Source organism: Pseudomonas maumuensis, from assembly GCF_019139675.1.
GTDB lineage: Bacteria > Pseudomonadota > Gammaproteobacteria > Pseudomonadales > Pseudomonadaceae > Aquipseudomonas > Aquipseudomonas maumuensis.
The window spans coordinates 3,100,157-3,120,651 of the sequence record NZ_CP077077.1 but is presented as its reverse complement, the minus strand read 5'-3'; the positions used below and the strand labels follow the sequence as shown (position 1 = coordinate 3,120,651).

14 protein-coding genes and 1 pseudogene are annotated in these 20,495 nt (G+C 66.6%); 4 read left to right on the top strand and 11 right to left on the bottom strand.

Annotated elements, in window-relative coordinates; genetic code table 11:
* Positions 1–17 precede the first annotated feature (17 nt).
* Positions 18–983: pseudogene (locus KSS90_RS25900) on the bottom strand (methyl-accepting chemotaxis protein); the annotation flags it as partial.
* Between the two features lie 586 nt (positions 984–1,569).
* Between KSS90_RS25900 and KSS90_RS14000 the strand changes: the two are divergent.
* Complete coding sequence (locus KSS90_RS14000; RefSeq protein ID WP_217866031.1) at positions 1,570–2,889, top strand: Na+/H+ antiporter family protein; 1,320 nt, start codon at positions 1,570–1,572, stop codon at positions 2,887–2,889.
* Between the two features lie 150 nt (positions 2,890–3,039).
* On the opposite strand, the gene KSS90_RS13995 is transcribed toward KSS90_RS14000, so the two are convergent.
* A complete protein-coding gene (locus KSS90_RS13995) occupies positions 3,040–4,041 on the bottom strand; it encodes a FecR family protein (RefSeq protein WP_217866030.1) in 1,002 nt (333 codons plus the stop codon).
* 352 nt (positions 4,042–4,393) lie between these two features.
* On the opposite strand from KSS90_RS13995, the gene ilvA reads away from it, so the two are divergent.
* Together ilvA and yiaY are read left to right on the top strand one after the other, a co-directional pair.
* Positions 4,394–5,956: a threonine ammonia-lyase, biosynthetic gene (gene ilvA / locus KSS90_RS13990; protein ID WP_217866029.1), complete on the top strand. Its 1,563-nt coding sequence runs from the start codon at positions 4,394–4,396 to the stop codon at positions 5,954–5,956.
* 80 nt (positions 5,957–6,036) lie between these two features.
* Complete coding sequence (gene yiaY, locus KSS90_RS13985; RefSeq protein ID WP_217866028.1) at positions 6,037–7,185, top strand: L-threonine dehydrogenase; 1,149 nt, start codon at positions 6,037–6,039, stop codon at positions 7,183–7,185.
* A 67-nt stretch (positions 7,186–7,252) separates the two neighbouring features.
* Here yiaY and KSS90_RS13980 read toward each other — a convergent pair whose 3' ends face one another.
* The 3 genes from KSS90_RS13980 to KSS90_RS13970 form a co-directional block, all read right to left on the bottom strand.
* Positions 7,253–8,446 carry a DUF8534 domain-containing protein gene (locus tag KSS90_RS13980; protein ID WP_217866027.1) on the bottom strand — a complete coding sequence of 398 codons (1,194 nt, stop codon included), beginning with the start codon at positions 8,444–8,446 and terminating at the stop codon, positions 7,253–7,255.
* An 87-nt stretch (positions 8,447–8,533) separates the two neighbouring features.
* Positions 8,534–9,001, bottom strand: a complete 468-nt coding sequence (locus KSS90_RS13975) for a VOC family protein (protein ID WP_217866026.1) — start codon at positions 8,999–9,001, stop codon at positions 8,534–8,536.
* A gap of 257 nt (positions 9,002–9,258) precedes the next feature.
* Positions 9,259–10,878: an NADP-dependent glyceraldehyde-3-phosphate dehydrogenase gene (locus KSS90_RS13970; RefSeq protein WP_217866025.1), complete on the bottom strand. Its 1,620-nt coding sequence runs from the start codon at positions 10,876–10,878 to the stop codon at positions 9,259–9,261.
* Positions 10,879–11,047: 169 nt separating this feature from the next.
* Between KSS90_RS13970 and KSS90_RS13965 the strand changes: the two genes are divergently transcribed.
* The gene (locus tag KSS90_RS13965) at positions 11,048–13,291 is read left to right on the top strand and encodes a putative bifunctional diguanylate cyclase/phosphodiesterase (RefSeq protein ID WP_437180033.1); all 2,244 of its coding nucleotides are present in this window, start codon (positions 11,048–11,050) and stop codon (positions 13,289–13,291) included.
* Between the two features lie 326 nt (positions 13,292–13,617).
* Here the strand turns inward: KSS90_RS13965 and KSS90_RS13960 are convergent, their stop codons facing one another.
* Genes KSS90_RS13960 through KSS90_RS13935 form a run of 6 tightly spaced genes read right to left on the bottom strand, consistent with a single transcriptional unit; the run spans position 13,618 to position 20,488 of the window.
* Positions 13,618–14,397: a ChbG/HpnK family deacetylase gene (locus KSS90_RS13960; RefSeq protein ID WP_217866024.1), complete on the bottom strand. Its 780-nt coding sequence runs from the start codon at positions 14,395–14,397 to the stop codon at positions 13,618–13,620.
* Positions 14,369–15,541, bottom strand: coding sequence for a GNAT family N-acetyltransferase (locus tag KSS90_RS13955; protein ID WP_217866023.1), 1,173 nt, complete (start codon positions 15,539–15,541; stop codon positions 14,369–14,371). The genes KSS90_RS13960 and KSS90_RS13955 overlap by 29 nt, the downstream gene beginning before the upstream one ends.
* A gap of 4 nt (positions 15,542–15,545) precedes the next feature.
* Positions 15,546–16,235 carry a GNAT family N-acetyltransferase gene (locus KSS90_RS13950; protein WP_217866022.1) on the bottom strand — a complete coding sequence of 230 codons (690 nt, stop codon included), beginning with the start codon at positions 16,233–16,235 and terminating at the stop codon, positions 15,546–15,548.
* A gap of 34 nt (positions 16,236–16,269) precedes the next feature.
* Positions 16,270–18,180, bottom strand: coding sequence for a hypothetical protein (locus KSS90_RS13945; RefSeq protein ID WP_217866021.1), 1,911 nt, complete (start codon positions 18,178–18,180; stop codon positions 16,270–16,272).
* On the bottom strand, positions 18,177–19,481 hold the full coding sequence (locus tag KSS90_RS13940; RefSeq protein WP_217866020.1) for an oligosaccharide flippase family protein: 1,305 nt from the start codon (positions 19,479–19,481) through the stop codon (positions 18,177–18,179). The genes KSS90_RS13945 and KSS90_RS13940 overlap by 4 nt, the downstream gene beginning before the upstream one ends.
* A complete protein-coding gene (locus KSS90_RS13935; RefSeq protein WP_217866019.1) occupies positions 19,481–20,488 on the bottom strand; it encodes a polysaccharide deacetylase family protein in 1,008 nt (335 codons plus the stop codon). The genes KSS90_RS13940 and KSS90_RS13935 overlap by 1 nt, the downstream gene beginning before the upstream one ends.
* Positions 20,489–20,495: the final 7 nt, after the last annotated feature.

Here is a 20,495-nt window from a genome sequence, read left to right as displayed (position 1 = left end):
GTCGGCTGCAGCTTGTCGAGGAAGCGGTTGAACCAACCGGCCAGCTCGCCCAGCTCGTCCTGCTTGTCGTATTGCAGGCGGCGGGTCAGGTCGCCTTCGCCGCTGGCGATGTCCTTGAGCATGGTGGCCACGCCAAGGATCGGCCGGGTCACGCCGCGAGCCATCAGCCACACCAGCAGCAGGCCGGCGATGGCGGCGGCCAGGCCCAGGCCCAGTTCGAGCAGGGTGCCGCTGGTGTTGAGGGCGTCGAGTTCAACCTTGAGCGCCTCGGCCGGCCCGGTCAGGGCACTTTCCGGCACGTCCAGCAGCACGCCCCAGGGCTTGCCGCCGGGGATCGGCTCGAAGGCGGCCAGCACTTTCAGGCGCTGCTGATCGTGGAGGATCTGCAATTTGCCTTCGGCGAGCTTGCGCACCAGTTCCGCGCCCTGGGTCCGGTCGACCTGGTCGAAGCGCTGGGCCAGCTTGCCGGCGTCGGCGCTGTAGCCGGCCAGCAGGCCCACCGGGCTGAGGATGCCGACCGTGGTCTGGCCCTCGTAGAGGCTGCGGCTGGCGGTCTGGCTCAACGCCTGCAGGCTGTTGAGGTTGATGTCGATGGACAGGGTGGCGATGACCTTGTCGCCGGCCTTGAGCGGGAAGACGATGCTGGTCATCAGCACCCGCTGGCCGTCGATGTCATAGAAGTACGGCTCGACCACGCACACCGTGCCAGTGCTGCGCGGGCACACCCACCAGGTGTTGGCCGGCTGGCCACTGGGACCGATCTCGGTGTTGGCCATGTCGTGCTCGGGCAGCGCCATCGAGGTCAGCTGGCCGACCCGCGGCTGCGACCAGTACAGGGCGAAGCGCCCGGTCTCGTTGCTGCCCAGTTCGCTCTGGCCGGCGAACAGCTTGTCCTTGCCATCCAGCGCGCCCGGTTCGAACACCAGCGACAGGCCGAGCAGGTCGGGGTTGGCCTGCAGCGCGGCACGCACCTGGGCGGTCATGTCCTGGCGCAGGTCGTAGGCGTCGAGGAAGCGTTTTTCCGCCTGTTCGCGCAGGAACAGCACCTGACGGGCGAAACCGGCGCCGTACTGGTAGGCGTCCATGAACTGACGGCGGATGTTCAGTGCCTGGACCTCGCCCTGGGACTCGATGCGCGACTGCGCCGAGTCGGAAAGCATGCGCATGCTGCTGGCTTTGACCAGGTCCGAACTGTGGTCCATGCGGTACAGCGAAAGGCCGACGAGGAGGGTGACGATCGCCGCCAGGCACAGGCCCGCCAGCAGGGTGATCTTCCATTGGATGGAGAGTTGTCGCAGCAAAGGCATGGGGAAAATCCCTTGTAATAGGTTTGATGCTGCCGACTGTGTCGGCGTGTTCGGATTTTTCTTTATTCAAACGTTCAATTAAACCCTGCGACTTTCGTCTATTTCCCACAAAGGGCCGCGAGGCAGAGGCTTTTGACTTCTGCCGGTCTGTGCTTCAGAGTGTGCGCCCTTCATAACAACATCCCCTGGTCCGGCCACTGCCTGCGCGCAGTCTGTCGCCGGAATGCCCGCTTTTTGTCTGTCGTAACGAGGTTTGCACACCATGAATGCAGTGATTGCCGCGGTCGGGCTCATGCTGATCCTGAGCCTGTCCCGCGTGCATGTGGTCATCGCCCTAATCATCGGCGCCCTGGCCGGAGGCCTGGTCGGTGGGCTGGGTATCGAAGGTACGCTCAAGGCCTTCAACGGTGGCCTGGGGGGCGGTGCCACGGTGGCTTTGTCCTATGCCTTGCTTGGCGCCTTCGCGGTGGCCATCGCCAAGTCCGGCCTGGCCCATGCCCTGGCCGACCGGGCGCTGGCGATGATCGATCGCCAGGGGCATGCCGACGGCGGCAAGATCAAGTGGCTGCTGGTCGGCCTGATGCTGGTGGTAGCGGTGTCGTCGCAGAACATCCTGCCGATCCACATCGCCTTCATCCCGTTGCTGGTGCCGCCGCTGCTGTACGTGCTGACCCGCCTGCGCATCGACCGCCGGCTGATCGCCTGTGTGATCACCTTCGGCCTGATCACCCCGTACATGTTCCTGCCGGTGGGCTTCGGCAACATCTTCCTCAACGAGATCCTGCTGGCCAACGTCGCCCGCGCCGGCGTCGACGTGAGCGGGGTCAATGTCACCCACGCCATGGCCATCCCCGCCGCGGGCATGCTCGCCGGCCTGTTGCTGGCGGTGTTCTTCAGCTACCGCAAGAAGCGTGACTACGACCTGGCGCGCATCGAGCAGGTCGAGCAGGTCAGCGTGCAGTACAACCCGGTGACCCTGCTGGTGGCCGGGGTGGCGATCGCCGCGGCGTTCATCATCCAGCTGTGGCTGGACTCGATGATCATCGGCGCGATGGTCGGCTTCCTGATCTTCTCGCTGTCGGGCATCGTGCGCTGGAAGGATACCGACGACCTGTTCACCGAAGGCATGAAGATGATGGCGATGATCGGCTTCATCATGATCGCCGCCTCGGGGTTCGCCGAAGTGATGAAGGCCACCGGCGAGGTCAAGAGCCTGGTGGAGACGTCGGCGCAGTGGATCGACCACAGCAAGGGCATCGGCGCCTTGCTGATGCTGCTGGTAGGGTTGCTGGTGACCATGGGCATCGGCTCGTCGTTCTCCACCGTGCCGATCCTGGCGGCGATCTTCGTGCCGCTGTGCGTGCAGCTGGGCTTCGATCCGCTGGCCACCGTATGCATCGTCGGTACTGCCGGTGCCCTGGGCGATGCCGGTTCGCCGGCTTCGGACTCGACCCTGGGGCCGACCTCCGGGCTGAACGTGGATGGCCAGCACCACCATATCTGGGACACCGTGGTGCCGACGTTCCTCCACTACAACCTGCCGCTGCTGGCGTTTGGCTGGTTGGCGGCGATGACGCTTTGATCAGGGTTTGAGCTGATACCGCCGGGGCTGCTTTGCAGCCCTTTCGCCGCGGTTCGTCGCCACGACGAGCTGGCTCCCACAGGGGCATGTGATCGCCTGTGGGAGCCGGCTTGCCGGCGATGGGCCGCAGGGCGGCCCCAGATCGCGGATTCAGCCGCGAGTCGGCGCCGGCACGATGCGGTTGAGGACGGTACTGCCGTCCTTGCTGCGGGTCAGGTACACCGGCAGCACCTTGGGCAGCGTGTCGACCAGGCGTTCGACCTCGCGGGTGCTGTAGATGCCACTGATGCGGATGCTGGCCGTGCTGTCGTCGGCCAGCACGAGTGGCTTGTCCAGGTAGCGGTTGATCACCGGTAGCGCCTGGCCGAGGCTGAGGTTGTCCAGCACCAGCCTGCCGCTGCGCCAGGCCAGACTGTTGGCGTAGTCGTCGCTCTGGTTCAGCTCGGGTTCGAAGTCACCCTTGTGGTAGCTGGCCTGCATGCCCGGGCCAAGGCGGTAGCCACCGGAGTTGCCGCCGCTGCTGACCAGCACCGAGCCTTCCACCAGCGTCACCTTGACCTGGTCCTGATACTTCCACACGTTGAACTGGGTGCCGGTGACCCGGGTCTGGCCGTTGGCGGCGTGGACGATGAACGGGTGGCTGCTGTCGTGGGTGACCTTGAAGAACGCCTCGCCCTCGATCAGGGTGACGCGGCGTTCGTCCTTGAAGTTCAGGAAACGCAGTTCGCTGTTGAGGTTCAGCTCGACGCTGCTGCCGTCGCTCAGGCGTACCTGCCGCAGGTGGTCGGTGGCTTCGAAATGCTGGTAGCTGTTGGGCAGCCAGCCCTGTTCCCAACCGACCCAGCCGGCCAGCGGCAGGGCCAGGAGGGCGATGGCCGCGGCGGAGGCGAAGGGGCGCCAGTGCCGCGCCGGTGCCGGACGCCGCACGGGCAGCGGAATTACCTGGGCGTTGCGCGGCAGCAGGTCGGCGGTGTCCCAGATTTCCAGCATCGCCTGGTATTCCTCGGCATGCCGTGGGTCGGTCGCCAGCCATTGGCCGAACGCCTCGCGCTCGGCCACCGTGCAATCGTCGGCGTGCAGGCGCATGCACCAATGCGCGGCGGCGTCGGTAATTGCATCGTCTTCGCTTGGAATGTGGCGGTCCTGATTCATCGCGGCTCCCGGTTTTGCGGCATTCTACCCCCGAGCGGGGGTCTGCGAGAACGAGTTAATGGCGAATGACTATCAATTGTGCGTTTTTTCGTCGTATCTGCGGTTGGGTGTCATCTGCGACAGGGCAGGTACTCTATGGCGCCGACAAGGGCGGTAGTGCCAAGCCTTGACTTCTTCTTACGCCGCACGCTAGTTTCCCTGCCCATGAACCTATTCCCGCAGCGTAGTGCCCTCAGCATTATTACCGCCATTATCAGATTGGCGGGCTAGCGCACACATGCACTGAACCCGCCCTGGAGGCGGGTTTCTTCTCTCTGACTCCTGGGCACGACAACAAAACCAGGAGTCATCGATGACCAGCCTCAGCGTCACCCCTCGCACCCCGGCAACGCCCCAGCAACTGCTGTCCGAGCAGGTGCGCCGAATTCTCTCGGCCCCAGTGTACGACCTGGCCATCGAAACCCCCTTGCAAGCTGCGCCAGCGCTGTCGGCCAGCCTGGGCAACCCGGTCCTGCTCAAGCGCGAAGACCTGCAACCGACGTTCTCCTTCAAGATCCGCGGCGCCTACACCCGCCTGGCGCGGCTGACCGCCGCCCAGCGCGAGCGTGGGGTCATCACTGCGTCGGCCGGCAACCATGCCCAGGGCGTGGCCCTGGCCGGCTCGCACCTGGGCATCAAGACCACCATCGTCATGCCCACCACCACCCCCTCGCTCAAGGTTGAGGGCGTGGGCTCACGCGGTGGCCATGTGGTGCTGCATGGCGAAAGCTTCCCCCATGCCCTGGCCCATGCCCTGCAACTGGCCGATCGCGACGGCGCGACCTTCGTACCGCCGTTCGATGACCCCGACGTCATCGCCGGGCAGGGCACCGTGGCCATGGAGATCCTGCGCCAGCACCCAGGCCCGCTGCATGCGATCTTCGTCCCGGTCGGCGGCGGCGGCCTGATTGCCGGGATTGCCGCCTACGTCAAGTACCTGCGCCCGGAAGTCAAGGTGATCGGCGTCGAACCGGAGGACTCCAACTGCCTGCAGGCGGCCCTGGCAGCCGGCGAACGGGTGGTCCTGCCTCAGGTCGGAACCTTCGCCGACGGCGTGGCGGTGGCGCAGGTCGGTGCGCACTGTTTCGAACTGTGCCGCCACTTCGTCGATGAGGTGGTAACGGTCGGCAGCGACGAACTGTGCGCCGCGATCAAGGACATCTACGACGACACCCGCTCGATCACCGAGCCTTCCGGGGCCCTGGCGGTGGCGGGCATCAAGCGCTACGTGGCCCGTGAAGGGCTGCAAGGGCAGACCCTGGTCGCCATCGACTCGGGCGCCAACGTCAACTTCGACCGCCTGCGCCACGTGGCCGAGCGCGCCGAGCTGGGCGAGCAGCGCGAGGCGATCATCGCCGTGACCATCCCCGAGCGCCCCGGCAGTTTCCGCGCCTTCTGCCTGGCCCTGGGCAAGCGCCAGATCACCGAGTTCAACTACCGCTACTACCCAGGCAAGGAGGCGCGGTTGTTCGTCGGCGTGCAGACCCACCCGCAGCAGGATCCGCGGCAACAGTTGCTGGCGAGCCTGGGCGAGCAGGGCTACCAGGTACTCGACCTGACCGACAACGAACTGGCCAAGCTGCACGTGCGTCACACCGTCGGCGGTCACGCGGCGCGCGGTACCGGCGAGCGTGTGCTGCGCTTCGAGTTCCCCGAGCGTCCGGGGGCGCTGCTGGGCTTCCTCGAACGCCTGGGCAAGCGCTGGAACATCAGCCTGTTCCACTATCGCAACCATGGCGCGGCGCAGGCGCGGGTGTTCGCCGGGCTGGAGGTGCCCGAGGACGAGCTGGCCGGGTTGCCACGGGCCTTGGACGAGATGGGTTACGACTACTGGGACGAGACGGAGAATCCGGCTTATCGATTGTTCATGGGGTAGGCCGGCTTGCGCTGGATCAATGCCCCTCTGGCCATTCCGGCGGATGCTGAAAACTACCGTCAGCTTGAGAGGACCCGGCCATGAGCAGCACGTTTTTCATCCCCGCCGTAAACATCATGGGCATCGACTGCCTGGAGGAGGCGATGACGACGATCGCCGGTTATGGCCTGCGCAAGGCGCTGATCGTCACCGACGTCGGGCTGGCCAAGGCTGGCGTGGCCGAGCGCATCGCCGGCATGCTGGCCATGCGCGACATCGATTCGCGGGTGTTCGACGGCGCCAAGCCCAACCCGAGCATCGCCAACGTCGAGGCGGGCCTGGCGATGCTGCGCGGCGAGGGCTGCGACTGCGTGATCTCCCTGGGCGGTGGATCTCCCCATGACTGCGCCAAGGGCATCGCGCTGTGCGCCACCAACGGTGGACATATCAGCGACTACGAGGGCGTGGATCGTTCGAGCAAGCCACAGCTGCCGCTGATCGCGATCAACACCACGGCGGGTACCGCCAGCGAGATGACCCGTTTCTGCATTATCACCGACGAGGCGCGCCACGTGAAAATGGCCATCGTCGATCGCAACGTCACCCCGATCCTCTCGGTGAACGATCCTGCGTTGATGGTCGACATGCCCAAGGGGCTCACCGCCGCCACGGGCATGGATGCCTTGACCCATGCCATCGAGGCCTACGTATCCACCGCCGCCACGCCGATCACCGACGCCTGTGCGCTCAAGGCCATCGGCTTGATCAGCGACAACCTGCGCCAGGCCGTCGCCGACGGCGGTGACCTGGTGGCGCGGGAGAACATGGCCTACGCCCAGTTCCTCGCGGGTATGGCGTTCAATAATGCCTCGCTCGGCTACGTGCATGCCATGGCCCACCAGTTGGGTGGCTTCTACGACTTGCCCCATGGCGTGTGCAACGCGGTGCTGCTGCCCCATGTGCAGCGTTTCAACGCCAAGGGCAGCGCCGCACGGCTGCGTGACGTGGCCAGGGCCATGGGTGTGAAGGTGTGCGGGCTGGACGCCGAGCAGGGGGCCAGCGCCGCGATTTCGGCCATCGAGCACCTGGGGGCGGCCATTGGCATTCCGGCAGGGCTCGCGGAACTGGGAGCCAAGGTCGAGGATGTGCCGGTGCTGGCGGCCAATGCGCTGAAGGATGCCTGTGGGCTGACCAATCCACGGGTGGCCAGCCAGGTGGAGATCGAGGCGATCTTCAAGGCGGCGTTCTAGCCCGGCGTCATCGCGGGACAAGCCCGCTCTCACAAGGGCCGTGCAAATCGGCCCTTGTGAGGCCTGTTCAGCGTTCGCGCATGAAGAATCCGGCCACATACTTGCGGAAGGTGTCCAGGCTCTTGAAGTCGGCATAGCGCTTGAAGTTCTCGGCATCCGGCTCCGGCCCGATCGGCTGCTCCAGCAACGACACCGAGAGCACCCGGTCCTGGTCCGAGGTCAGCACCAGTTCGTCCATCACCTGGCCGCCGATCACCGGGCGGCGCATCAGCACCTTGACGCCCTTGCCGGCCATCCAGTCGATCAGCGACACCAGCGCCTTGAGCGGCTCGCGCTCTTCGTCGCGGTACACCGGGAACAGTTGCCCGCGCGACAGCACCGGCACGCTGGCAACATGGATCAGCTCGTAGAAATGGCTGCCAGCGGTGGCCGGCGAATACAGCGCCAGGGCCAGCAGTGGCCCGCTGGCGCGGTTGCCGCCCCAGTACTGGTGGTGACCCTGGAAGTCGAAACCGTCCTCGCTGCGGTTGTTGAACAGCTTGCGCCCCTTGACCTGGTCGACGCAGTCGAGCAACAGGCCGTGCCGGCGATGCTTGCCGAACACCGTGGCCTCGCGCAGGCGCGCCTTGAGCATCATCATGTGCTTCATGTCCAGGCGGGTTTCCAGGTAGTTGCTGGCGGGTACCCGCTCCAGCAGGGGATAGCGGCCGGCAACGGTGCGCAGGTCGGCGAACTGCGCGGTGAGATCTTTCTTCAGGTGGGTGGCGTAGACGTTCAGGCCGCTGGCCTCGATCCAGGTCAGCAGCAGTGACAGCAGGCGCTGCTGTTCGCGGCGTTCGCCAGGCTCGCGTGGCGTTGCCGGCGCTTCGCCGTCAGCGGCACGGCGATAGTCGCCGAGCAGGCGCAGTGGTGCATCCGGTGCCAGCCAGGCCGCGGGGGCGACGCTTTCCTCGGCGCGTTCGCCGGCCTCGCGCTCATCCTTGCTGAACGGGCAGCCTGGGGTGTGCTCGGGAGTGTCGGGGTTGTTGCGCAGGAACAGGGTGCCGGTGCTGCCGTTCAACGAGACGTTGAGCACCGGCAGGGCGTCCTTGCGGCAATCGCAGGCCAGCCATTGGTTGGCGCTGCGTATCTTCATCAGCCATTGGTTGGCCTGCAACAGGCGCGGGCCGGTGAGGGTGCCGCGGGCGAAGCCCACCAGCAGTTCGTCCTCTGCCGGGGTCAGGCTGCGCACCAGGGCGCCGGATTTTTCGATGATTCGCATTGAGGGGCAGCTCCAAGCTACAAGCCTCAAGCTTCAGGCAAAGCGCGGCGGCTTTCAACTTGAAGCTTGCAGCCTGGAGCCTGCCGCTCACTGGCCGCCGAACAGTTTGGCGGCGCGGGCGCGGATTTCCTCGGGGCTGAGGTCTTCCTTGTGGGTAGAGACGAACCACATGTTGTTGAACGGATCCTTCAGGGTGCCGCTGCGGTCGCCGTAGAACTGGTCCTGGACTTCGCGTATTGCTGTCGCGCCAGCGCGCAAGGCCTGGGCATAGACTTTGTCGCAGTCCTCGACATACAGGTGCAGGCCGACCGCCGGAGTCTCGATGGTCTCGCTGGGTATGAGGCCGCCCTCCATGTCGCAGGGCGAGCCGAGCATCAGCGAGGAGTCGCCGATTTTCAACTCGGCATGGCCGATGCTGCCGTCAGGGCCTTCGAGGCGGAACATCTCGACGGCGCCAAAGGCCTTCTTGTAGAACTCGATGGCCTTGGCGGCGTCCTTGATGCCGAGGTACGGGGTCAGGCTGTGCTGGCCTTCGGGGATGGGCTTGGCTGCCATTTGCGTAATCTCCTTTCACGTGGGGTGGGTTGCAACACCTTGGTGATTAGAGTCGCTCATGAGCCTGGAAAATCGACACTTGCTTTATATCGATTCTCTATAAAAACAACGGGCCGCGTTGCGCCCCATCGCCGGCAAGCCGGCTCCCACAGGGATGGCGCTTGGCTTGAGGGCGGCGCGGTCGGTGTGGGAGCCGGCTTGTCGTGGCGACGAACCGCGGCGATGGGCTGCGCAGCAGCCCTGATCAGGCGAATTGTTCAGAAGATGTAGTCGGTGGTCAGGAAGCTCGACTGCCGGTTACGGATGATCTCGCTGATCAACTCCTTGTTCGCTTCCTGGAACTTGGTCGCGACCAAGGTGCGAATGGAAAACACGCGCAATGCGTCATGCACCGACAAGGTCCCCTCGGCGCTGTTCTTGCGGCCGTTGAACGGGTAGGTATCCGGCCCACGCTGGCACTGGGCGTTGAGGTTGATCCGGCCGACCTGGTTGGCGAAGGTATCGACCAGCGCGCCGATGGTCTGCGGGTCGTTGCCGAACAGGCTCAACTGCTGGCCGTAGTCGGAATCGAGCACGTAGTCGATCACGCTCTGCAGGTCGCGGTAGGGCACCACCGGCACCAGCGGGCCGAACTGTTCCTCGTGATAGACGCGCATGTCCTGGCTGACCGGGTAGAGCAGCGCAGGGTAGAAGAACGAGCCGCGGCTCTGCCCACCGCCCTCGTTGAGCACCCGGGCGCCCTTGGCAGTGGCGTCGGCCACCAGGGCGTCGAGGTAGTCGAGCTTGCCAGGCTCCGGCAGCGGCGTCAGCGCCACGCCGGGCTCCCAGGGCATGCCGGGCTTGAGCGCGGCGAGCTTGCGCTGGAACTTGTCGAGGAATGCATCGACCACGTCCTCGTGGACGAACAGGATCTTCAACGCGGTGCAACGCTGGCCGTTGAACGACAGGGCGCCGGTGACGGCCTCCTCGACGGCGTTGTCGAGGTCGACCTGGGGCAGGACGATACCGGGGTTCTTGGCGTCCAGGCCCAGCGCCGCGCGCAGGCGGTGCGGGCGTGGGTGAAGCTTCTTCAGGTCGCTGGCGGCCTTGTGCGTGCCGATGAAGGCGAACACGTCGACCTTGCCGCTGGCCATCAGCGCGCTGACGGTCTCACGGCCACGCCCGTAGATCACGTTGATCACCCCGGGCGGGAAGCTGTCGCGGAAGGCTTCGAGCAGCGGGCGAATCAGCAGCACACCGAATTTGGCCGGCTTGAACACCACGGTGTTGCCCATGATCAGCGCCGGGATCAGCGTGGTGAAAGTCTCGTTGAGCGGATAGTTGTACGGGCCCATGCACAGCGCCACGCCCAACGGTGCCCGGCGGATCTGGCCGAGGGTGCCCTGCTCGAGCTCGAAGCGGCTAGAGCGGCGGTCGAGATCCTTGAGTGCTTCGATAGTGTCGACGATGTAGTCGCAGGTACGATCGAACTCCTTCTCCGAGTCCTTGAGGTTCTTGCCGATCTCCCACATCAACAGCTTGACCACCGCCGTGCGCTGCTCGCGCATGCGCGCCAGGAAGGCTTCGACATGCCCGATACGCTCGGCCACGCGCATGTTCGGCCAGGCACCGCGGCCCTTGTCGTAGGCGGCGACGGCAGCGTCGAGGGCCGTCAGCGCGGTGTCGGCGTCAAGCAGCGGGGCGCTGCCGAGGATGACCTGGCGTTCGCTGTCGCCTTCCTTGAGCCAGACTGGGCTGCGCACGGTGGCCAGGGGGCCGTCCCAATGTCGGAGCTCACCATTGACCAGATAGTCGCGTTGCTCCAGGGGCGCGCCCAGGCGCCAGGCTTGCGGGATGTCCTCGGGGGTGGGAAACAGCGAATCGAGCAGACGGTCCATGGGTACTGCACCTCTCAAATCCGGATGATGAAACGCTTCAGCTTGCGAGCATGCGCCGACTGCCTGGAAATTGCCAGCCTGGCGCCGGCGTGTCGCGCGTCGGCAAAACAGGCCTCAATATTAGCCGCGCAGCGCCGATAACTGCTGAGTCGACCATCATCACCTGCCTATGATCATTCCCCAGCATTCTCCTGAACCTACATCCCCCCCGTCCGGGACGTTGCGCCACTCGCTGAGTCGCCTGCTGCCAGTCGGCCTTGCCTTGGTGGGTATCGGCCTTTCGGTCGCTCTGGGACACCTCGATGCGCAGCGCGAGCGCAGTGAGCAACTGGGCAACCTGGCGGCGCGTCTGGCGGGGATGCGTGGTGCGTTGGAAGCGCAACTGGGCGCGGCATTCGGCGAGGCCGAAGGCATCGCCCAACTGATCAGTGCCGACGGCGGCATCAGCCCCGCGCACTTCCATGGCATGGCCCGCGATGCCTTGCAGTCGGTGCCCTACATGCGCCATATCGCGTTGGCACCGGGGGATGTGATCAGCGATGTCTACCCGATGGCCGGGAATGAACAGCTCATCGGGCTGGACTATCGCCAGTTGCCGGACCAGTTTCCTCTGCTGCGCTCGGCGCGCGAGCAGGCCCAGCCGGTGCTGGCCGGCCCGCTGCAGCTGTATCAAGGCGGGCGGGCGCTGATCTACCGGCGGCCGGTGTTCGTCACCGGCAAGCGCGGCGTACGGTTCTACTGGGGCAATGTGTCGATCGTCGCCGATATCGACCGCTTGCTGCTGACGGCCGGGCTGCGTCCGGACACCGAGTTCGAGCTGGCCGTGCGCGGCGGCGATGGCAAGGGTGCCGAGGGCGCGCTGATCTGGGGCGACCCACGGCTGTTCGACGAGCCCCAGGTGAAGATGACCGTGGAGGTGCCGGGTGGCCTCTGGCAACTGGTGGCCGTGCCACGCGGTGGCTGGTCGGGGCTGGACCTGTTCGGCTCGCCGCTGTTCCTGTTCGCCTTGAGCTGCACGGGCGTATTCAGCCTGTTCGTCGCACAGCTCAATCGCAAGCAGCGCCTGCTCGAGCAACGCAATCGCGAGCTGCAGCGCTACCAGGCGCAGCTCGAGCGCCTGGCCCACTATGACACCATCACCGGGCTGCCCAATCGCATCCTGTTCCAGCAGCAACTGAGCGCTGCGATCCTACAGGGCCATGGCCTGGCGGTGCTGATGCTCGACATCGACGGTTTCAAGCAGGTCAACGACAGCCTGGGACACCCGATGGGCGACCTGTTGCTGCAGCAGGCAACCGCACGCTTCCTGCAGGAGCTGGACAGCCAGGACCGGCTCTGCCGCCTGGGTGGCGACGAGTTCGTGTTCATGCTGCAGGGCGCGCAGGGGCAGGTGAATCATCAAGTCCGTGCCTTGTTGCGATGCCTGCAGCGGCCGTTCGATCTCAACGGCAACGCCGCCCTGGTCACCGGCAGCATCGGTCTGGCCTGGTGTCCGCAGCATGGCGAGGATGCCGACAGCCTGCTGCGCCATGCCGACACCGCCATGTATGCCGCCAAGGAGGCCGGGCGCGATGCCTGGCGGCCCTATCACCCGGACATGACCGAGCGCCTGCAGCAGCGCCTGGAGCTGGAGCGCAACCTGCGTCGGGCACTGGAGCACAACGAGTTCGAGCTCTGGTATCAGCCCAAGGTCGACCTGTTCAGCGGGCAGCTGGAGGGCGTCGAGGCTTTGCTGCGCTGGCGCGACCCAGAGCATGGCTTGGTGTCGCCGGGTGAATTCATTCCCCTGGCCGAGCGCACCGGGCTGATCATCCCTCTCGGCGAGCGGGTGCTGGAGCTTGCCTGCGCTCAGTTGGCCGAATGGCGTGCCTGTGATGGTCTGCCCGGGCCGTTGGCGATCAACGTCGCGGCGTTGCAGATCGAGCGCAGCGATTACGTGACCAGCCTTGCCTCGGCGCTGGAGCGCCATGGCCTGCCAGCCAATCTGCTGGAAGTGGAAATCACCGAGAGCCTGTTGATGGAGAGCCAGCAGCAGGCCTGTGCGGTGCTGGCGCAGTTGCAGGCCATGGGCGTGGCCACGGCGGTGGACGACTTCGGCACCGGCTATTCGTCACTGGCCTACCTGCGCGCGCTGCCGATCGACCATTTGAAGATCGACCGGGCCTTCATCAAGGACTTGCCCGGCGACGACGACGCGGTGGCCATCGCCAGGGCGATCATCGACCTCGGGCATGCCCTGGGGTTTCGCATCACCGCCGAAGGCATCGAGACCCAGGAGCAGTACGACTTCCTGCGCCACGCCGGTTGCGACCAGGGGCAGGGCTTCCTGCTCGGGCGGCCGATGCCGGCCGAGGCGTTGCGCGGCTGGCTGGCCGAGAACCACGAGCGTCGGCATCGGCCGCCGGGGCGTTAGTGATATGTCCGTCGATACAGGTTTGGCGCCTATCAGATCGAGCGCCGCCCGCGCGGCGCATCGCGGATAAATCCGCTCCTACATTCGTTGCAACGTACCGAACCTGTCAGGCCATGGTTGCCAGCCTTGGCGCAGGGCTTGAGAAAGGTGGGGCGCCAGCAATGCCCACCGAAAAACCGCGTCGTGCAAACAAGGCTAACAACCATGGCCTATCAGGCATGGCCACGTTGCAACAGATGTAGGAGCGGATTTATCCGCGATGCGCCGCGTGGGCGGCGCTCAGTTTCACAGGCGCAGCACTTCTAACGTCGAACACCCAGCGGCCATCAACTCATCTCCTCCTGCATCCCCAGGCTTGCATACCCCACCCGCGGCACTTGCCCCAGGCGCTGCTCGACCAACGCCAGCAGTGATTCGCCGCTGGCCAGGTAGGCATCGCCGAAGTCGTGCCCGCCCAGCGCGCTGGGATGGGCTACTACCTCCAGTACGCCGTGTGCGGGGGCCAACCCGGCCTTGAGATCGGCCGGGGTGCAGACGAAGTCGGCGGTGCTTCCGGCGAGCTGGCGCAGGCGGCGGTTGAGCAAGGTCTTGAACACCCGCTTGGCCGGCCCGATGTTGTGCCCCACATTGCGCGCCAGGCGGATCGGCACCCCCTGGGTGCGGGCGAAGCGGGCGACGATGACGCCCACCGGCCAGATGTTATGCACGTGCTGGTGCGAATCCAGGTGGCTGGGCATCAGGCCGTTGTCCAGGCAACGCTTCCACTGCGCCTCCAGCTCCGTCTCCACCGCGGCTCGCTCGCGGCGCGACAGGCGCAGGGTGCGTTGCTTCAGGCGCAGGTCGAACTCGCCATGGGGCGTGCAGAAGCGTGGCTCGGCGAGGATCGCTTGGCTCAGTGGGCGGCCGTAGGTGAGGTTGAAGTGCAACCCCACCCGTCCCTTGAGCGCCGGTTGCTGGGCCAGCATGCAGGCGGTGGCGAAAGCCGGCATGTTGGCCATGGCCGTGGCCGAGCTGATCAGCCCGGCCTGGAAGGCATGCAGGATGACCGCGTTGGTGTGGGCACTGAGGCCGAAATCGTCAGCGTTGACTATGACCTGGGATGGCATCCGGGCGCTCCTGTGGCGGGGTGGGGGCGACAATATCGGCTTCCTGGCGCGGCGAACGCCTGCGCAGGCGTGGCTTGAGCCAGTGCCAGCAGCGTAGCGCCAGCCCCAGCAGCACGCCGTCGGGGCGCCAGCTGTAGCTGCTCAGGCGCCACTGTTCAACCTGGCCAGTCATGCGCTCGTGCAACTGGTGGCTGGAGTTGTCCAGGCTGACCCGCGAGGCGTCGATCCACTTCCAGTCTTCGTCCAGGCCCCAGTGAATCCATTCCTCGAGCAACACGCGGCCGCTGCCCAGGTCGCGGTGTTCGGGGACGAAGGCGAGGTTGTAGTCGTAGATCCGGCCACGTTCCAGCAGGCCCAGGCGGTAACTGATGCAGCGCCCGTCCAGTTCCAGCAGCACCAGGCACACCAGGCCTTCGCTGGCCAGGGCGGTGAAGGCCTGGTACATCCAAGGACGGCGCTGGGGGCCGGAGAAGATGCCGACTTCGTCGTCGCCTTTCCAACTGGCCGCCTCGACGGCGCTGATGGCGTCGAGCAGTTCGCCCATGTTCTCGGGAGTGGCGACGACCCGGCGCACGCTGGCACCGCAGGCCTTGATGCGTTTGCGCGCGCGGCGCAGCTTGTAGCGTGGGTCGCCGCTGACTTCCTGGCGGTCCTGCTCGTTGATGCGGTGTACCGGCACCCGGCAGGTCAGGCGCTGCTGCCAGGTGGAGCTGGCGCCGGCCCACTGGCGCAGCCAGCCATCGTGCTCGGCGTTGTCCGGTACTTCGTTGAGTTGCAGCAGGGCATGGGGCAAGCGCTTGCGGATGGCCTGCAGGACCTGGTCGGCATACAGCGCCGGCAGATCGATGAGCAGGGCGATACGGTCGCTCAGCGGGTACCCCAGGTGGCGCACCACCGGGGCGAACAGCGGGCCGAAGGGTTCGCGGGCGCGTATCAGCGGCAGGCACAGGCACAGGCGCTCGTCCTGGTAACCGAGCAGCACCTGTAGATGCTGGCCTGGCGGCAAGGCAGCCTCGGCGGCGCGCAGCCAGCCGAGGTGGTTGAAGGGCGTGCTGCCGGGCAGGCGCTTGCGCAGCGCCTCGTAGTCGGCGGCGGGGAAGTCGCCGGCGCGCAGCGAGGCGCACCACTTCAGTTGCAGGCCCATGAGCTCAACCCGCCGTGGCCGAGGAGGCCGCAGCCTCAGGCTTGCGTAACGGCTCCAGACGCGAGGCGCTGTAGCGGCTTTCGCGGAAGAACTTCCAGCGGCCAAACAGGCAGTACACGTTCATGATCCGTCCTTGCTCCTGATAGCCCATGCGCAGGTGCAGCTTGAGCGCTGGGATGTTGTGCTGTTCGCAGACGTCCACCACCTTGGTACAACCTTGGGCGGCCATGGCCTTCCACAGTGCCAGTTGCAGATCCACCGACAGCTCGGTGCCCCAATACTTGCGGATCAGCTCGCCGCCGAACTCGAAGAACTCCCCCGGCCCGACCGGGAACCAGCAACCGTAGTAGTGACGGTCGTGGTAATGGCGGCTGCTGCCCCAGATGAACGCCACGGCGTCGTTGGCGTCGTCGACGAACATCAGCCCGGTATGGCCCTCGGCGGCCAGTTCGCGCATGGTCTCGACCCGGTCGCCGAAGTGGCGGGCGAAGGCTTGCACGTTGTGTACGGTGATGGTTTCCACCCGCAACGGGGCATAGGGCTTCAGGCGGTGCGGCGGCACCGGGCTGACCAGGTCGCGTTCCATCCACAGCAGTTCCCAATGATAGAAGACGTAGTGCCGCCAGGCGCTACCGAAGGTGTCACGCAGTCCCTTGCGCTTGATGCGGTCCTGGATCTTGGTGAATGCAGTCATGGTGCCTCCTGGGCATGGCTGATCGAGGTGCGTCTCATGACGCGCTCCAGGTCAGGGCGAATACGGTCTGCCCTGGCAGTTGAAAGTGGATCTGGCCGTCCGTGCAACTGAAGCTGGCGTGGCGGCTCTGGTTGTCGGGGCCGAACAGCTCGAGCTGGCCGACGGGGCAGTTGCCCAGCGTCAGCGCCACCTGCTGCAGGCGCTCGGCCTTGTTCACTCCCAGCAGGCTGCGCTGGCGCTGGCGGGCCATGGCCAGGGCATCGACCTCGAACGCGTCGTTGTCCAGGGCCAGCACCTGGTCCAGCCAGTGGCGCTGGATGAACTGCTGGGCCAGGCCCACCGGCTTGAGTTCGTAGCGCTGGCCGCCGGCATCGCGCAGCATGCCCTTGGGCCATTCGGGCTCGTCGGCGACGTGGAACCAGTTGAGCATGTCGAGCAGGCCGTCGCTGGCGGCGTTGATCACCACCGAGGTCCACCACAGGCCGGCGTAGTGAGTGTTCTGTTCGTAGGGGCTGAGACTCGAGCCGCTGGACAGGTTGGTCTGGTCCAGGAGCAATGCCTTGCGTGGCCGGCCCTGAGCGTCGAGGCCCACCAGCTCGGCGGCCTGGCGCACGCTGTCGCGGTAGCTGCGGGTGGCGAGCAGGTCGCGGACCATCCATTCGTGCCAGGCCAATGCGTCGATCTGCGCGCCTTGCTCGGCCAGCAGGCGCCGCGCCCAGTCGATGCCGCGGCGCTGCTTGCCATCGTCGCTGAAAGGCCCGCCGAGCAGGCGCGAGGAGGCCGGCATGGCGATGCGCACGCCGGCCTCGCGGGCGCCGGGGTAGTCGCGCACGCGCTTGGCCATGGCCTGGAAGAAATCGCGGTAGCTGGCGTAGTCGCGGTAGTTGAGATTCGGTTCGTCGGCGAAGGCCAGGTAATGGGTGCCTTTGCCGCCGAGCGCCTTGGTCGCCTCGAGCCAGGCGTCGAGCCCGTCCGCGCTGGTGCGGTCGCTCCTGAGGTCGGCGACCCGGGCGCTGCCGGCCAGCAGGGTGATGTCCTGGAGAATGCCGAAGCGCTCCTGATAGAGCTTGCGCCAGGCGTTCTCGAAGTCCGGCTGGCGTTGCAGGACGTCGACGAAACTGTAGAAGCCGGCGGCCTGGGGGCGCAGGGCGTCCAGCGCGGCGAAGCTCGAGGCCGGTGGCAGCACGTAGGGCAGGGCCACGCCCAGCCGTGGCGTGGGGCCAAGCACCTTGTCAGCCACGGCAAGGGTTACCTGGCCCGGCAGTTGCGGCAGTTCGCCCAGGTCTGCGGCGCGTTGGGCGAACAGGTTGGCGCTGCCGTCGAGCCAGAACGCTGCCTTGCCGCTGCCCTGCAGGCCCAGGCGCCAGGTCTCGTCGCGGCTGCTGGCGGGCAGCGCCTGTTGATCGAAGCGCCAGTAGGCGCGGTAGGGCTTGAGCGGCAGCTGGATGCGCCGGCCATCGCTGAGGCGTTCGGCGAACAGGCCATGCACGCCGCCGTGGTGCTTGCCGGCCAATACCGCCTGCTCGCCGGCCTTGACCTGGAAATACAGGGTGACACCAGGCCCGACTTCAGCGCTGAAATGCACCTTGGCCGGGGCGAACAGCGCACGGGTGCTGCCGTCGTGCTGGACGCGATAGTCTCGGAAGCTGTAGCCGGGCACCTCCAGGCGATAAGCACCGCCGCCCGCTGCCAACGGCCAGCGTTGCTCGCCGCGCACCTGCGCGGCTTCGATCCGCCGTTCGCCGGCCAGGCGGCCGTTGCCGTCCAGCAGGTACAGGCGCTCGGCATTGGCATCGGCCTGCCAGGCGGGTTGCCACTGGATACGCAGTTCATCGGCGCGGGCCGGCAGCAGGTACAGGCTGCCATCGCGGATATCCCCCCACTGCACAGGCGCGGCGAAGGCGCCCTGGGCCAGGAGCGCGCCGCACAACAAGGCCGCCTTCATGCCGCCCGCCGTTGCAGCATCTGGCGCAGCGGCGCCAGGTCGGCGGGCAGGATGACCAGGGTCTGGCCCAGCGGCACGCCGCTGAGGCGGCAGTACAGCACCAGCATGGCCACGGTGACCGCCAGGTAGGCGATGGACGAGGCCGCAGCCGCGCCGACGATGCCCCAGGCCGGAATGAGCAAGATGTTGAGCACCAGGTTCAGCGCAGCACCGGCGCCCATCATCAGCGACACCGTGCCGGGGCGATTCTTGCCCAGCAGGTCCAGGCGCAGGATGCTGGCGTAGCAAAGCCCCAGCAGGCCCGGCAGCAGCGCCAGCAGGGCCGGATAGGCCGCGGCATACTCGGCGCCGAACAGGGTGACGATCAGCCAGTGGCCGATCAGCGCCATGCCCAGGCAGGCGCCGAGCATCACCGTGGCGGTCAGGCGCAAGGCCAGGGGGGTGATGCGTTCCATGCCGGCATCCTGCTGCAGCAGGCGTTTCATCAGTGGCGTGGTCACCGCCTCGGGGACGATCAGCAGCAGTTCGGCGGCGGCGCTGGCCATGGCGTAGTGGCCCAGGGCGGTGCTGCCGAGCAGGGCGCCTATGAACAGGTAGTCCGAGCGCAGGATCAACTGCTGGAATAACAGGTCGGGGTGGCTCTTGGCGCTGTAGCTGAGCAGCTCGCGCTGGCCACCACGGTCCCAGCGCAGGGCCAGCGGGTGCTGGCGGCGCAGCCACCACAAGCCCAGCGCCAGGACTAGGGCGATGCCGCACAGCCAACTGATCAGCGCCGCCTCCAGCGCTTCGTCGCGCCACATCCAGAACAACCCGAGGAACAGCAGCAGCGGCGCCAGCGACTCGGTCAGGCGCAGGACGTTGAAGGCGCCGACGCCGCCGCTGGCGTTGTGCAGGGTCAGCAGGCCGCTCTTGAGCACGGTCATCGGCACCGCCAGCAGCAACAGCCAGGCCAGCAGGCCCAGTTGCACGGTGACCTCGAGGTCGGCGCCGAACTCGCGCACCAGGAACACGCAGGCCAGGGTCAGCACGCCGGCCAGCAGGCAACCGTAGACCAGCACCTGGGTCAGCAGCAGGCCCATGTCGCGCTGCTTGGCCGCCTGGTAGCCGACCGCGCTGTTGAGGCCGCCGCTGGTGGCGGCGCTGATCAGGTCGGGCAGGGTGCTGAGCAGGGCGAACAGGCCGCGCTCGCTGGGCCCGAGGATGCGCGCCAGCAGTACGTTGCGCAGCAGGCGCAGGGCGATCATCGCAAGCTTGGTGCCCATGCTCAGCGCCAGGTGGCGCAGGTAGCTGTTGCGATTCATCAGCGGTCTCCGCGACTGATGCGCCAGGCCAGCAGCGAGGGCCGGCTGGCATTGCGCTGGCTGACGCCGATGCGCGGCAGGGCCAGCGGGTCGTCGTGGCCCTTGCAGATGCCCGGGCGGGTGCTCAGGGCGTAGGGATAACGATGCGCGGCGACCTGGGTGCGCACGCGTTCGTCGTGGTCGCCGTTGGGGTAGCAGTACACCGGCAGCGGAGCGCGGCAGCCTTCGTTGAGTGCCGCATGGCTGCGGGTCAGTTCTTCTTTGAGGCGATGGTCGTCCAGGTAGGGCAGCAGGGCATGGCTGGCGCCATGCGGGCCGAAGCGCACCAGGCCGGAGTCCTCCAGGGCGCGCACCTGCTGCCAGTCCATGGCCTGGGGCAGCGATTCCGTCGGGCAGGCATCGGTCAGTACGTGCAGGGCCTGGGGGCTGAGGCTCTTGAGGGTCTGCAGGTAGCGCGCCAGCACCAGGCTGCGGGCCTTGCTGTGGTCGTGCATGAAGTAGGCCGCCGGCAATGGCCGACCTAGTTTGCGCAGGCGTTCGATCAGTTGCCGCCGGGCCTCTTCGCCATGGCTGCCCCACAAGGTCTCGCCGACGCTTTCCCACCAGAAGCGCTGGCGGCTGCCGATGTAGTCGGTGGACAGGAAGATGCTCGCCGGCACCTGGTGGCGCTGCAGCAGGGGGAAGGCGTTGACGGCGTTGTCGCGCCAGCCGTCGTCGAAGGTCAGGGCGACCTTGGGGCGGCTGTCGCCGCGGGGCTCCTCGTGGCTCTGCAGCAGGTCCATGAGGCTGACGCAATCGAAATGCCGGGGCAGCCAGCGCAGCAAGCCTTCGAAGGCCCGGGGGCCAACGCACAGTTCGTTGCGGTGGGGCAGCGCGGCGCTGGCGTCATCGGCCAGCACCCGGTGCAGCATGAGGATCACCCCGGCGCCACGCAGCTCGGCGCGTCCGCGTGGCGAATTGAAATAGAACCAGCCGCTGGCCTGCTTGATATGGGTCTTGATCGGCATGTCCGTC

Coding starts and splice junctions, on each gene's coding strand:
- KSS90_RS14000 (WP_217866031.1), top strand. CDS start 1,570: ATGAATGCAGTGATTGCCGCGGTCGGGCTCATGCTGATCCTGAGCCTG.
- KSS90_RS13995 (WP_217866030.1), bottom strand. CDS start 4,041: ATGAATCAGGACCGCCACATTCCAAGCGAAGACGATGCAATTACCGAC.
- ilvA (WP_217866029.1), top strand. CDS start 4,394: ATGACCAGCCTCAGCGTCACCCCTCGCACCCCGGCAACGCCCCAGCAA.
- yiaY (WP_217866028.1), top strand. CDS start 6,037: ATGAGCAGCACGTTTTTCATCCCCGCCGTAAACATCATGGGCATCGAC.
- KSS90_RS13980 (WP_217866027.1), bottom strand. CDS start 8,446: ATGCGAATCATCGAAAAATCCGGCGCCCTGGTGCGCAGCCTGACCCCG.
- KSS90_RS13975 (WP_217866026.1), bottom strand. CDS start 9,001: ATGGCAGCCAAGCCCATCCCCGAAGGCCAGCACAGCCTGACCCCGTAC.
- KSS90_RS13970 (WP_217866025.1), bottom strand. CDS start 10,878: ATGGACCGTCTGCTCGATTCGCTGTTTCCCACCCCCGAGGACATCCCG.
- KSS90_RS13965 (WP_437180033.1), top strand. CDS start 11,048: ATGATCATTCCCCAGCATTCTCCTGAACCTACATCCCCCCCGTCCGGG.
- KSS90_RS13960 (WP_217866024.1), bottom strand. CDS start 14,397: ATGCCATCCCAGGTCATAGTCAACGCTGACGATTTCGGCCTCAGTGCC.
- KSS90_RS13955 (WP_217866023.1), bottom strand. CDS start 15,541: ATGGGCCTGCAACTGAAGTGGTGCGCCTCGCTGCGCGCCGGCGACTTC.
- KSS90_RS13950 (WP_217866022.1), bottom strand. CDS start 16,235: ATGACTGCATTCACCAAGATCCAGGACCGCATCAAGCGCAAGGGACTG.
- KSS90_RS13945 (WP_217866021.1), bottom strand. CDS start 18,180: ATGAAGGCGGCCTTGTTGTGCGGCGCGCTCCTGGCCCAGGGCGCCTTC.
- KSS90_RS13940 (WP_217866020.1), bottom strand. CDS start 19,481: ATGAATCGCAACAGCTACCTGCGCCACCTGGCGCTGAGCATGGGCACC.
- KSS90_RS13935 (WP_217866019.1), bottom strand. CDS start 20,488: ATGCCGATCAAGACCCATATCAAGCAGGCCAGCGGCTGGTTCTATTTC.